This window comes from Mycobacterium sp. 852002-51057_SCH5723018, assembly GCF_001667035.1.
Taxonomy (GTDB): domain Bacteria; phylum Actinomycetota; class Actinomycetes; order Mycobacteriales; family Mycobacteriaceae; genus Mycobacterium.
In genome coordinates, this window is record NZ_LZIR01000112.1 from 1 (window position 1) to 12,993 (window position 12,993).

A 12,993-nucleotide genomic window follows, 5' to 3' on the forward strand; every position below is an offset into this window, starting at 1 on the left:
CCCAGCAGCGCCTGGCCGTGGTGAGCAAGACGATCACCGACCTGTTCGGCGCGGTGACGATCGTCAACCCGGGCGGCTCCTACACCCTGGCCACCGAGCACAGCCCCCTCCCGCTGGCGCTGCACAACGGCCTCGCGGTGCCGATCCGGGTGCGGCTACAGGTCGACGCGCCGCCCGGGATGAACGTCACCGACGTCGGCGAGATCGAACTGCCGCCGGGGTACCTGCCGCTGCGGGTGCCGATCGAAGTGAACTTCACCCAGCGGGTCGCCGTCGACGTGACCCTGCGCACCCCGGACGGCATGCGGCTGGGCGATCCGGTGCGCCTGTCGGTGCATTCCAACGCCTACGGCAAGGTGCTGTTCGCGATCACCATGACCGCCGCGGCGGTGCTGGTGGTGCTGGCCGGGCGGCGGCTGTGGCACCGGTTCCGCGGCCAGCCTGACCGCGCCGACCTCGACCGCCCCGACCCGCCGCACCCCAAACCCACCGACCTGCGCGACGAGATCGACGATCGGGTCGAGCACAAGCACCGCGTATGAACCACGTCTACCGGCCGACGCACCCCCAGCCCTCGCCGGCACGACCGTCGCGCCCCGGTCCCCCGACCGGTCCGCTGCCCCCGGTGCCCGAGCTGGCTCGCCGGCGAGCCGAGCTGTCCGACGCCGCGCTGGTCTCGCGGTCGTGGGCGATGGCGTTCGCCACGCTGGTCAGCCGCATCACCGGTTTCGCCCGGATCGTCCTGCTGGCCGCGATCCTGGGTGCGGCGCTGTCGAGCGCCTTCTCGGTGGCCAACCAGCTACCCAACCTGGTCGCGGCGCTGGTCCTGGAGGCGACGTTCACCGCGATCTTCGTGCCGGTGCTGGCCCGCGCCGAGCAAAGCGACCCCGACGGCGGCGCGGCGTTCGTGCGCCGGCTGGTCACGCTGACGACGACCATGCTGCTGTTCGTCACGGCGCTGTCGGTGCTGGCCGCACCGCTGCTGGTGCGGCTGATGCTGGGCCGCGCACCCCAGGTCAACGAGCCACTCACCACCGCGTTCGCCTACCTGCTGCTGCCGCAGGTGCTCGCCTACGGGCTCACCTCGGTGTTCATGGCAATCCTGAACACCCGCAACGTGTTTGGGCCGACGGCGTGGGCGCCCGTCGTCAACAACCTCGTCGCACTCGCCACCCTGGGCGTGTATCTGGCCGTCCCCGGCGAGCTGTCGGTCGACCCGGTCCGGATGGGCAACGCCAAGCTGCTGGTGCTCGGCATCGGCACCACGCTGGGCGTCTTCGCGCAGACCGGCATGCTGCTGATCGCGCTGCGGCGCCAGCGCGTCAGCCTGCGGCCGCTGTGGGGAATCGACCAGCGCCTCAAGCGGTTCGGCACGATGGCCGGCGCGATGGTGCTCTACGTGCTGATCAGCCAGCTCGGCCTGGTCGTCGGCAACCAGATCGCCAGCACGGCGGCCGCCTCGGGCCCCGCGATCTACAACTACACCTGGCTAGTGCTGCAGCTGCCGTTCGGCATGATCGGGGTGACGGTGCTGACCGTGGTGATGCCGCGGCTCAGCCGCGACGCCGCCGCCGACGACACCCCGGCTGTGCTCGGCGACCTGTCGCTGGCCACCCGGCTGACGCTGATCGCCCTGATCCCGATCGTGGCGTTCATGACCGTGGGCGGCCCGGCGATCGGCAGCGCGCTGTTCGCCTACGGCAATTTCGGCGAGGTCGACGCCGGCTACCTGGGCGCTTCGATCGCGTTGTCCGCGTTCACCCTGATCCCGTATGGGCTGGTGCTGTTGCAGCTGCGGGTGTTCTACGCCCGCGAGCAGCCCTGGACACCGATCGTGATCATCCTCGTCATCACCGCCGTCAAGATCGTCGGCTCGGTGCTGGCGCCGCACCTCACCGGCGACCCCAAGCTGGTCGCCGGCCTCCTCGGGCTGGCCAACGGCATCGGCTTCCTGGCCGGCGCGATCGTCGGCTATTACCTGCTGCGCCGCACGCTGCTGCCCAGGGGCGGCCAGCTGATCGACGTGGGCGGGCTGCGGACGATCTTGGTGACGATCGTCGCGTCGATGCTCGCCGGCCTGGTTGCCCACGTCGCCGATCGGCTGCTGGGGCTCGGCGGGCTCACCGCGGCCCACGGCGGGGCCGGCTCGCTGCTGCGGCTCTTGGTGCTGGCGACGATCATGTTGCCGATCATGGCCGCGGTCATGGTCCGCGCGCAGGTCCCTGAGGCACGGGCGGCGCTGGACGCGGTACTGCGCCGCATCTCGGGCCGCGGGCTGGCCACGAGCCCGCCGATAGCTTCCCGCAAACCGGCTGCCCGGGAGGGATCGTCTCAGCGGCCCCGCGTCACGTACCCTGAGCAGAGGAATTCGTCCCCGCCGGGGGTAAATGCGGTCCAGGAGCCGATCCGGCGCAGGCCTCCGGAGCGGGTAGCCAGCGCCCGGATAGCGAAAGGACCGGAGGTGACCGACCGCCCAGTGGAGAGCGCATCCAGCGCTGGAGCCGGCGTGGGGTCAGGCGCCGAGTTGCCCCCCGACCCAGCAAGGCCGGTTGCCGACGACTTCCAGCCCGACATCCCGCGCGGGCACGTGCCCGAAGCGCCACCACCCCGCCCCTCCGACCGGCTGAACGGCGATCTGTCGACCGACGCCGCCCGCGGTCCCATCCCGTTCGACGCACCCCGCGAGCGCGGCGGTGAACCCGCAGCGCCTCCCGAGGATGTCCACCTGGTTCCCGGCGCGCGGATAGCCGGCGGCCGCTATCGGCTGCTGGTGTTCCACGGCGGCGCCCCTCCCCTGCAGTTCTGGCAGGCGCTGGACACCAAACTGGACCGGCAGGTGGCCCTGACCTTCGTCGATCCGGACGGCGCCCTGCCCGACGAGGTGCTGCAGGAGGTCCTGGCCCGCACCTTGCGGCTCAGCCGGGTCGACAAGCCCGGGATCGCCCGGGTGCTCGACGTGGTCCACACCGGCTCCGGCGGCCTGGTGGTCGCGGAATGGATCCGCGGCGGCTCGCTTCAGGAGGTGGCCGACACCTCGCCGTCGCCCGTCGGCGCCGTGCGGGCGATGCAGTCGCTGGCCGCGGCCGCCGAGGCTGCTCACCGCGCCGGCGTCGCCTTGTCGATCGACCACCCCAGCCGGGTGCGCGTCAGCATCGAGGGGGACGTCGTGCTGGCCTACCCCGCGACGATGCCCGACGCGAACCCGCAGGGCGACATCCGCGGGATCGGCGCGGCGCTCTATGCCCTGCTGGTCAATCGGTGGCCGCTGCCGGAGTCAGGGATACGCAGCGGCTTGGCGCACGCCGAGCGGGACGCCACGGGCAACCCCGTCGAACCCATGGCCGTGCACCGCGACATCCCCTTCCAGATTTCCGCGGTCGCCGTTCGCGCGGTTCAGGAGAACGGCGGAATACGCAGCGCCTCAACGCTTTTGAATCTGCTTCAGCAGGCGACGGCGGTGGCCGACCGTACCGAGATCCTCGGTCCGATCGACGACTCGCCGCCACCGCCCGCCTCCCGGGCGTCGGACGGTCAGGAGTACGCGACGTTCGCCCGCAGGCGGCGCAACCTGCTCATCGGTGTCGGCGCGGGCCTTGCGGTGATCGTGGTGGCCCTGCTGGTGCTGGCGTCAGTGGTGAGCAAGATCTTCGGCGACGTCGGCGGCGGCCTGAACAAGGACGAGCTCGGCCTCAACGGGCCGTCCTCGTCGGCCACGTCCTCGGCCCCCAGCCCCGCGGCCGCCGGCAGCGTCGTCAAACCCACCAAGGCATCCGTCTACTCCCCCGACGGTGACGCCGACAACGCGGGCCAGGCCGGGCAGACGATCGACGGCGACCCCTCCACCTCCTGGTCGAGCGAGGTCTACACCGACGCAGTGCCGTTCCCCTCGTTCAAGCAGGGCGAAGGGTTGATGCTGCAGCTGCCCAAACCCACCGTGGTGGGTCAGGTGGCCATCGACACGACGAGCACTGGAACCAAGGTCGAGATTCGCTCGGCGTCGACGGCGTCGCCGGGATCGCTGAACGACACCACCGTGCTGGCCGCGGCCTTCCCGCTCAAGCCCGGCCACAACGTCATCCCGATCAGGGCCGGCGCCCCCACGTCGAACCTGCTGGTGTGGATCTCCACCCTGGGTACCACCAGCGGCAAGAGCCAGGCCAACATCTCGGAGATCACGGTTCAGGCCGCCTCCTGAGGACGCTCACAGATCCGTGCGTTGGTGAAGTGCCGCCCGACCACCGATTGGTTACTGTCCGGCCGTGGGGTTCGGGGGCATAGATTTCGGGAGAAACGGCCGGCGCGAACGCAGCGACGCCGAGCTGCTGGCGGCCCATGTCGCCGGCGATCGCGACGCCTTCGGCGAGCTGTTTCACCGCCATCAACGACAGCTGCACCGGCTGGCCCGTCTCACGACCCGCTCCCGCGAAGACGCCGAAGACGCGCTGCAGGACGCCATGCTCTCGGCACACCGCGGGGCGGGTTCGTTTCGGCACGACGCCGCCGTGGGCAGCTGGCTGCACCGCATCGTGTTCAACGCCTGCCTGGACCGACTGCGTCGCACCAAGGCCCATCCGACCGCCCCGCTGGAGGACGTCTACCCGATCGCCGATCGCACCGTCCAGGTCGAGACGGCGATCCTGGTGCAGCGGGCCCTGATGCGCCTTCCCGTCGAGCAGCGGGCCGCGGTGGTCGCCGTCGACATGCAGGGTTACTCGGTCGCCGACACCGCCGCGCTGCTCGGCGTCGCAGAGGGCACGGTCAAGAGCCGCTGTTCGCGCGCCCGGGTTCGCCTCGCCGAGCTGCTCGGCTACCTCAACGCCGGCGCCGACCGGCCCGCCGGCCACACCCCGTGAGACGCCGATGCCGTGCCGCGCGTGGCCATCGATGTGCGCATGACGGACACTGGGGCGGATGGGTGAAGCCGACAACGACTCCGCGGATCATTCCGACGCGGACCCGCCCCTGACAGTCGAGCTCCTCGCTGACCTGCAGGCCGGCCTGCTCGACGACGACTCCGCCGCCCGCGTGCGCAAGCGGGTCCGGGAAGACCCCGAGGCGGAGAAGATCCTGCGCGCGCTGAACCAGGTACGCTGCGACGTCGCCACGCTCGGCGCCGACCCGGCCTCGGCGCCGGACGTCCCGCCCGATGTCACCGCCCGCGTCTTCGCGGCGCTGGGGTCGGCGAACAAAAGGGGCGCCGCCCACTCGGCCCGGCCGCGTTTGCGACCCGCCCGGCTGGTCGCGGCCTTGGCCGGCGTGGGCGCGGTGCTCGCAGCCATCGGCCTGGGCACCACGGCGCTGCTCACCGCGCCCGGCCCCACGCCCAGCACCCCGGCCACCGCCGAGCACATCACGGTGTCGACGCCGCCGATGGCGATTCCGCTGTCGCAGGGCGAGATCGACGCGCTGCTCAACCACCCACCCGACTATGGACCGCTCGGCGACGCCGCGCGGCGCGCCTCCTGTCTGACTGGCCTGGGCTATCCGGCATCCGCGCAGGTGCTGGGCGCGCGGCCGATCGACATCAATGCCCGCCCCGGCGTGCTGCTGGTGCTGGCCGGCGACACGCCCGACAGCCTGGCAGCCTTCGCGGTGGCACTCAATTGCAGCGCCGCGGACACCGGGTTGCTGGCCAGCACGCAGGTCCCGCGGCCCTAACGGCGATCGCAAGCGCGGCGTAGCCGGGCGCGGCAGGTCGCCGCCCGTGCCCCAGCGGCGATCGCAAGCGCGGCGTAGCCGGGCGCGGCGGGTCGCCGCCCGTGCCCCTAGTGTGGTGCCAACAACACGGGAACACCCGCGCCTACGCTGGCGTTCAACGACGTAGCTTCCGCACCTGAAAGGTCTGCATGACTGCCGCCAGTTCCGTCCACGACCCCGTCCACGACGTCATTATCATCGGTTCCGGCCCCGCCGGGTACACCGCGGCGCTCTACACGGCCCGCGCGCAGCTCGCGCCCCTGGTTTTCGAGGGCACCTCGTTCGGTGGTGCGTTGATGACCACGACCGAGGTGGAGAACTACCCCGGCTTCCGTGACGGCATCACCGGCCCGGAATTGATGGAGGAGATGCGCGAGCAGGCGCTGCGGTTCGGCGCCGATCTGCGGATGGAAGACGTCGAGTCGGTGTCCCTGGAGGGACCGGTCAAGTCGGTCGTCACCGCCGACGGTGAGACCCACCGCGCGCGGGCCGTCATCCTGGCCATGGGTGCCGCGGCACGCTACCTGCAGGTCCCGGGCGAACAGGAGTTGCTGGGCCGAGGGGTGAGCGCCTGCGCCACCTGCGACGGGTTTTTCTTCCGCGACCAGGACATCGCCGTCATCGGCGGCGGTGACTCCGCGATGGAGGAGGCCCTGTTCCTGACCCGCTTCGGCAGCACCGTGACGCTGGTGCACCGGCGCGACGAGTTCCGGGCATCCAAGATCATGCTGAACCGCGCCCGCAACAACGACAAGATCAAGTTCGTCACCAACGCCGTCCCCGTCGCCGTCGAGGGCGACACCACGGTGACCGGATTGCGGTTGCGCGACACCATAACTGGCGAAGAATCGACCCTCGCGGTGACCGGTGTCTTCGTCGCGATCGGCCACGAGCCGCGCTCGGCGCTGGTGCGCGATGTCGTCGACGTCGACTCCGACGGCTACGTACTTGTGAAGGGACGCACCACAAGCACCTCGGTGGACGGCGTGTTCGCGGCCGGTGATCTGGTGGACCGCAGCTACCGGCAAGCGGTCACCGCCGCGGGCAGCGGCTGCGCCGCGGCCATCGACGCCGAGCGGTGGCTGGCCGAGCACGAATCAGAGGCGCCCGCCGACGGCGCGGCCCATGGAAACGCCGCAGATACCGACACATTGATTGGAGCACCACGATGACGAACGCCGAAAAGCCTGGCGCCACAATAGAAGTCTCCGACGCATCGTTCTCGACGGATGTGCTGTCTAGCAACAAGCCTGTGCTGGTTGACTTTTGGGCCACTTGGTGCGGGCCGTGCAAGATGGTCGCGCCGGTGCTCGAGGAAATCGCCAGCGAGCGCGGCGAGCAGCTGACCGTCGCCAAGCTGGACGTGGACGCCAACCCGGAAACGGCGCGCGATTTTCAGGTGGTGTCGATTCCCACCATGATCCTGTTCAAGGACGGCCAACCGGTGAAGCGGATCGTCGGCGCCAAGGGCAAGGCCGCGCTGCTGCGCGAGCTGTCCGATGCGGTTCCCAACCTCAGCTGAGCCTTCCGCACCTCGCCACGCCGTGCCCCGCGCTTAGCCTGGGGTTTTCCGGAAATTGAGAAGCGTCTGCGACAATAACCGTTAGCTGCTGCCCGTATCAGCCTTTTACCGGAGGGCCCTTGGTATGTCGGATCCGCGCCGTGAAGACGGCGGCGCGCTGCGCTATGGGGACCGCGGCGCTGCTGTGACCGAGATCCGGGCAACGCTGGCCGCGGTGGGGCTGCTGGACAATGCCGAGGATGACCTGGCGACCGGTCAGCACATGGCCCCCGAGGTCTTCGATGCCGAGCTCGACCACGCGGTGCGCGCTTTCCAGCAGAATCGCGGGCTGCTCGTGGACGGCATCGTCGGCGAGGCCACCTACCGTGCGTTGAAGGAGGCATCGTATCGCCTCGGCGCGCGCACCCTGTATCACCAGTTCGGGGCTCCGCTTTACGGCGACGACGTGGCCACCCTCCAGGCGCGGCTGCAGGACCTCGGCTTCTACACCGGCCTGGTCGACGGCTACTTCGGTCTGCAGACTCACAACGCGTTGATGTCGTATCAACGCGAATACGGGCTGGCCGCCGACGGTATCTGCGGCCCAGAAACCTTGCGCTCGTTGTACTTTCTGAGTTCGCGGGTGACGGGCGGCTCGCCGCACGCCATCCGCGAGGAGGAGCTGGTCCGCCGATCGGGTCCCAAACTGTCGGGCAAGCGCATCATCATCGATCCGGGCCGCGGGGGCGACGACCACGGCTTGATCGCCCACGGTCCGGCCGGACCGATCAGCGAAGCGGACATCTTGTGGGACTTGGGGAGTCGGCTCGAGGGACGGATGACCGCCATCGGCATGGAGACCTTCCTGTCGCGGCCCACCCATCGCAGCCCGTCGGACGCCGAACGTGCGGCGACGGCCAACAACGTAGGCGCCGACCTGATGATCAGCCTGCGCTGCGAATCCCAGCGCAGCCCATCGGCCAACGGCGTGGCCTCGTTCCACTTCGGCAACTCGCACGGATCGGTGTCCACCATCGGACGTAATCTCGCCGACTTCATTCAGCGAGAAGTGGTGGCGCGCACCGGTTTACGTGATTGCCGGACGCATGGCCGAACGTGGGACCTGCTGCGACTGACCCGGATGCCGACCGTTCAGGTCGACGTTGGCTACATCACCAACCCGCACGATCGGGCGATGCTGATCTCGACCCAGACCCGGGACGCCATCGCCGAGGGCATCCTCGCCGCGGTCAAGCGACTCTATCTACTCGGTAAGAACGACCGGCCCACTGGCACTTTCACGTTCGCCGAGCTGCTGGCCCACGAATTGTCGGTGGAGCGGACCACCCGGCTGGGCGGTTCCTAACCGTCCTGGCTGATTTTCAGCGCATTGCCCCACCGAAGACCCCGCCCCGACCGGCTGTTCCAGCTGAGCGTTGGCCAGTAGCCGCTCCAGCGCCGCCTCGACTTCGGCCTTCCAGCCAAGACCCTTGTCCAGCTCCAGCCGCAGCCGCGGGAAGTACGTATGCGGTGCCACCACAACGAATCCCACGTCCCTTAAAAACTCGGCGTCGATGATGCAGTGTTCGACCGAGCAATCCCCCAGCGCCTCCAACACCGGCCGCACATCCGGTGCCACCGCACGCGGATCCTGCAACTCGGACGCGGCAGGTGTGCGGCCGAACGCTTCCAACGCGCGGACGCCGCGCCTCACCATCTCGTCGATCACCCGCGCGATCAGCCCGTGCGGTAGATCCTCGGCGGTCTGCCCGGGCTCGATATTCATCGACGTCAGGAGCACCGCATCGGCCGAAACCGGCGCGGTGGGAAAACGCTGCGCCCGTGGAACCGCCCGCGGCGGTGCGTACAGCACGTACCCCAAGCACTGCTGCTCGATATGACTGCGCTCGTCATCCGGGACGGCGAGCGCGACCTGACCGCAGGAGCCCCACTCCAGCATGACCATCGACAGCCACGCTTCTTTCTCGAATTCGGGGTCGGCGAGGTGGTCCTGGTTACCGAGGGTCGCGGGATCGACCTCCCAGAAGACGCAGCGGCGCGCATGCTTGGGAAGCTGCTCGAAACCCTCGAGCCGCAGCGGCGTGATTCGAGCGGACACTAGCCTCCTGGCTTCCGTGCGGTACTGCAGCCGTCAAAGTATCGGACCACCAGCAACCCCTCCAGGATAGGAGAGGTGGTCGCCATCAGACCAGTGTTTGACGCGCCACGTGGGTCGGCGGGCCGAACCGGTCGACGGGCCGGGGTAACGCTCGAGTAATGACCGAAATGGTTTGAGGCACACGGGAACTCCGTCATGGCAGGGTCGGGTTGCGGCCCGCGCGCGGGGCGCGGCGTCACAGTGACGTAATTACACGGTATGGACGGTCACGCCTTGGGCGGGGTCATCACGTCGACGATTCGCTGGAGGTCGTCCACCGAGCCGAACTCGACCACGATGCGACCCTTGCGTTTGCCGAGGCTCACCGTCACCCGCGTATCGAAGGTGTTCGACAGCCGCTCAGCAACGTCTTGAAGACCGGGCATCTGGATCGGCTTGCGGCGCTGCGGTGCCGGCGTGGCCGCGTCGCCGCGGTTGGCTAACGTGACCGCCTCCTCCGTGGCGCGCACCGACAGGCCCTCCGCGACGATCCGGCTGGCCAGCTCCTCCTGCGCCTCTGGGCCCGCCTCGAGCGACAGCAGCGCGCGCGCGTGCCCCGCGGACAGCACCCCGGCCGCCACGCGGCGCTGCACCGGGATGGGTAGCTTCAGCAACCGGATCATGTTGGAGATCAGCGGGCGCGATCGCCCGATCCGGGACGCCAGTTCGTCGTGGGTGACGCCGAACTCGTCGAGCAGCTGCTGGTAAGCCGCCGCCTCTTCCAATGGGTTCAGCTGGACCCGATGGATGTTCTCGAGCAAGGCGTCGCGCAGCAGGTTGTCGTCGCCGGTCTCGCGCACGATCGCCGGGATGGTGGCCAGGCCCGCCTGCTGGGCGGCCCGCCAACGCCGCTCCCCCATCACGATCTGGTACCGCGCGCCGCTCGCCGATCCGGACACCGCCCGCACGACGATCGGCTGCAGCAGCCCGAACTCGCGGATCGAGTGCACCAGCTCGGACAGCGCCTCCTCGTCGAACACCTGGCGTGGCTGGCGTGGGTTGCGCTCGATGTCGGCCGGCGGGATCTCGCGGTAGACCGCGCCCACCGCGGCGGCGCCCGTGGCCGGTCCCCCGATCAGGACGTCTGCGGCGGCGTCCCCCATCCGCGGCCCGAGCGTCGCGGGCCCCGAGTCCGCCTCCGCCGGGCCGGTCGGGATCAGCGAAGCCAGGCCCCGGCCGAGGCCGCCTTTCTTGCGTAATGGCTGCGTCATGGTCGTCCCTTCAGCGGTGGTGGTCAATCGCGCTCGGCGAGTTCGCGGCTCGCGTCGAGATAGCTCATCGCCCCACGCGAGCCGGGGTCGTAATCGATGATCGTCATGCTGTAGCCCGGCGCTTCCGACACCTTCACGCTGCGCGGGATCACGGTGCGCAGCACCTTGGTTCCGAAATAACGGCGCACCTCCTCGGCCACCTGGTCGGCAAGCTTGGTCCGCCCGTCGTACATGGTGAGGATCACCGTGGTCACCTCGAGTTGCGGATTCAGGTGCGCCTTCACCATCTCGATGTTGCGCATCAGCTGTGACACCCCTTCAAGCGCGTAGTACTCGCACTGGATCGGGATCATCACCTCGGGCGCGGCCACGAGCGCGTTGATGGTCAGCAGGCCGAGTGACGGTGGGCAGTCGACAAAGACGTAGTCGAAGTCGAACTGGTCCAGTTCGGCCAAGGCGGTGCGCAGCCGGTTCTCGCGCGCGACCATGCTGACCAATTCGATCTCGGCGCCCGCGAGGTCGATGGTCGCCGGTACGCAGAACAACCGTGGGCTGTGCGGGCTGACCCGTAACGCGTCGCGCAGCGAGACCTCCCCGATGAGGACCTCGTATGAGGAGGGCGTGCCCGCTTGCCGGTCTTGGATGCCGAGCGCGGTGCTCGCATTGCCTTGGGGGTCGAGGTCGAGGACGAGGGTCTTCAGTCCTTGCACCGCCAGCGCGGCGGCGAGGTTGACGGCGGTGGTCGTCTTTCCGACGCCGCCTTTCTGGTTCGCCACGGTGAGGACGCGTCGGTGGCGGGGGCGGCGCAGTGGGGTGTAGGTGGTGTGCAGTACACGCATCGCCCGCTCGGCGGCCGCACCGATCGGGGTGTCGCACTCGGCGGACGTTTCACGTGAAACATTCCCGACGGCGTCCCCGTCCTCGGAGGGCGCGGATGGCGCCGGCGGCGCCACCGCGGGGGCCGAGGTGTGCGCAACGGTCGGCGGGAATCCCGAGGGCGGGTCGTGCGGAGAACTCATGGTGTCCCCCTGTCTGCTTGACGGGCCGGCCGCTGACGCGCCCGGCTTCCACGCCGCGCTAACACCACGGTTGCGGGCGGACGCAAATAGTTCGCGCCACATGTCACCACCCTGACATCAACGGCGCCCAATGCCTCCATCACACGCCGGTGTGCTTCCACTTCGTCGGGAGCGCGCTCCCCCTTGATCGCGACCATTCGCCCGCCTCGCCGTAGCAACGGCATACTCCACTTCGTCAACTTGTCCAGCGCCGCCACCGCTCGCGAGACCGCCGCGTCCCTGTCGCCGAACCGGCGTCGCACGTCGGGTTCCTCGGCGCGGCCGCGCACCACCTCGACCGCCAACCCTAGTTCGGCGACCGCCTCGTTGAGAAACTCGCTGCGGCGCAAGAGCGGCTCGAGGAGCACCACCTCGAGGTCGGGCCGCGCGATCGCCAACGGTATGCCGGGTAAGCCGGCGCCGCTGCCGATATCGATCACCCGTTCGCCCGGCTCGAGAAGCTCGCCCACGACCGCGCTGTTAAGCAGATGGCGTTCCCATAATCGGTCCACCTCATGCGGGCCCAGCAGTCCGCGCTCCACGCCGGGCCCAGCGAGCAGCCCGGCATAGCGCCGAGCGATGTCGAGCCGCGACCCAAACACGGCGGACACCGCGTCGCCGAATTCCACCGGTTCAGGTGCGGCCGAGCGCTCCACCGTGCGCTCGTGTTTCACGTGAAACATCTCTCGGCGCTGTTTCACGTGAAACATCCTCGATCTCTCCGGCCGGTGGGCCCGCGAATTACACGGCTGTGACTTGCACCGCTAGTCGAGTAGGACGACGACTCGGCGCGACGGCTCCGCGCCCTCGCTCTCGCTGTGCACGCCCGGCACCGCCGCGACGGCGTCATGGACGATCTTGCGCTCGAAGGGGGTCATCGGCGACAGCTCTTCGCGATCGCCGGTGCTCAGCACTCGCCGCGCGACCTTATCGCCCAACGCCGCCAATTCCTCGCGGCGCCGCCGCCGCCAGCTAGCGATGTCGAGCATCAACCGGCTGCGCACACCGGTCTTCTGGTGCACCGCCAGCCGGGTGAGCTCCTGCAGCGCGTCGAGCACCTCTCCCCCGCGCCCGACCAACTTGTTCAGGTCGTCGCTGCCGTCGATGCTCACGACGGCGCGGTCGCCCTCGACGTCCAGGTCGATGTCACCGTCGAAGTCCAGCAGGTCCAACAGCTCTTCGAGATAATCCCCGGCGATCTCGCCCTCGGCGACCAGTCGATCCTCCACGTCGTCAACCTGGTCCCCGCCGGCCTCGGCGTCGGCGTCGGCGTCGGGCGCCGCCGCGTCCTCCGGGGCTTCCTCTGCCGACAGGTCGGCATCGAAGTCGCGTTCGGTGGTGTCGGCTTCTGTCATGTCTTTTCCTTCC

The 12,993-nt window shown here is 69.4% G+C and carries 10 protein-coding genes and 2 pseudogenes; 7 read left to right on the forward strand and 5 right to left on the reverse strand.

Features of this window, described 5'->3' with window-relative positions; all coding sequences use genetic code 11:
* The 7 genes and pseudogenes from A5764_RS23060 to A5764_RS23090 all read left to right on the forward strand — a co-directional run.
* Positions 1 to 542 (forward strand): annotated as a pseudogene (locus A5764_RS23060) (hypothetical protein); the annotation flags it as partial.
* Complete coding sequence (gene murJ / locus A5764_RS23065) at positions 539 to 4,195, forward strand: murein biosynthesis integral membrane protein MurJ (RefSeq protein ID WP_067117769.1); 3,657 nt, start codon at positions 539 to 541, stop codon at positions 4,193 to 4,195. The pseudogene A5764_RS23060 and the gene murJ, both read left to right, overlap by 4 nt.
* 79 nt (positions 4,196 to 4,274) lie before the next feature.
* Complete coding sequence (sigM, locus tag A5764_RS23070; protein WP_067117859.1) at positions 4,275 to 4,853, forward strand: RNA polymerase sigma factor SigM; 579 nt, start codon at positions 4,275 to 4,277, stop codon at positions 4,851 to 4,853.
* Between the two features lie 58 nt (positions 4,854 to 4,911).
* Positions 4,912 to 5,658 (forward strand): hypothetical protein, encoded by a 747-nt coding sequence (locus A5764_RS23075; protein ID WP_067117772.1) that lies wholly within the window; start codon positions 4,912 to 4,914, stop codon positions 5,656 to 5,658.
* Between the two features lie 188 nt (positions 5,659 to 5,846).
* Complete coding sequence (gene trxB / locus A5764_RS23080; protein ID WP_067117775.1) at positions 5,847 to 6,869, forward strand: thioredoxin-disulfide reductase; 1,023 nt, start codon at positions 5,847 to 5,849, stop codon at positions 6,867 to 6,869.
* Positions 6,866 to 7,219: a thioredoxin gene (trxA, locus tag A5764_RS23085; protein ID WP_067117777.1), complete on the forward strand. Its 354-nt coding sequence runs from the start codon at positions 6,866 to 6,868 to the stop codon at positions 7,217 to 7,219. The genes trxB and trxA overlap by 4 nt, the downstream gene beginning before the upstream one ends.
* A 124-nt stretch (positions 7,220 to 7,343) precedes the next feature.
* Entirely contained in the window at positions 7,344 to 8,564 is a 1,221-nt protein-coding gene (locus A5764_RS23090; protein ID WP_067117780.1) for an N-acetylmuramoyl-L-alanine amidase, read from the forward strand.
* A 27-nt stretch (positions 8,565 to 8,591) separates the two neighbouring features.
* Here the strand turns inward: A5764_RS23090 and A5764_RS27800 are convergent.
* The 5 genes and pseudogenes from A5764_RS27800 to A5764_RS23120 form a co-directional block, all read right to left on the reverse strand.
* Positions 8,592 to 9,317 (reverse strand): annotated as a pseudogene (locus tag A5764_RS27800) (acetyltransferase); the annotation flags it as partial.
* A gap of 266 nt (positions 9,318 to 9,583) precedes the next feature.
* Positions 9,584 to 10,567, reverse strand: a complete 984-nt coding sequence (locus A5764_RS23105) for a ParB/RepB/Spo0J family partition protein (protein ID WP_067117790.1) — start codon at positions 10,565 to 10,567, stop codon at positions 9,584 to 9,586.
* Between the two features lie 23 nt (positions 10,568 to 10,590).
* Complete coding sequence (locus tag A5764_RS23110; protein WP_082951856.1) at positions 10,591 to 11,586, reverse strand: ParA family protein; 996 nt, start codon at positions 11,584 to 11,586, stop codon at positions 10,591 to 10,593.
* Positions 11,583 to 12,308 carry a 16S rRNA (guanine(527)-N(7))-methyltransferase RsmG gene (gene rsmG, locus A5764_RS23115; protein ID WP_067117865.1) on the reverse strand — a complete coding sequence of 242 codons (726 nt, stop codon included), beginning with the start codon at positions 12,306 to 12,308 and terminating at the stop codon, positions 11,583 to 11,585. Before rsmG ends, A5764_RS23110 begins: the two co-directional genes overlap by 4 nt.
* An 81-nt stretch (positions 12,309 to 12,389) precedes the next feature.
* Positions 12,390 to 12,980, reverse strand: a complete 591-nt coding sequence (locus tag A5764_RS23120; RefSeq protein WP_067117793.1) for a R3H domain-containing nucleic acid-binding protein — start codon at positions 12,978 to 12,980, stop codon at positions 12,390 to 12,392.
* Positions 12,981 to 12,993: the final 13 nt, after the last annotated feature.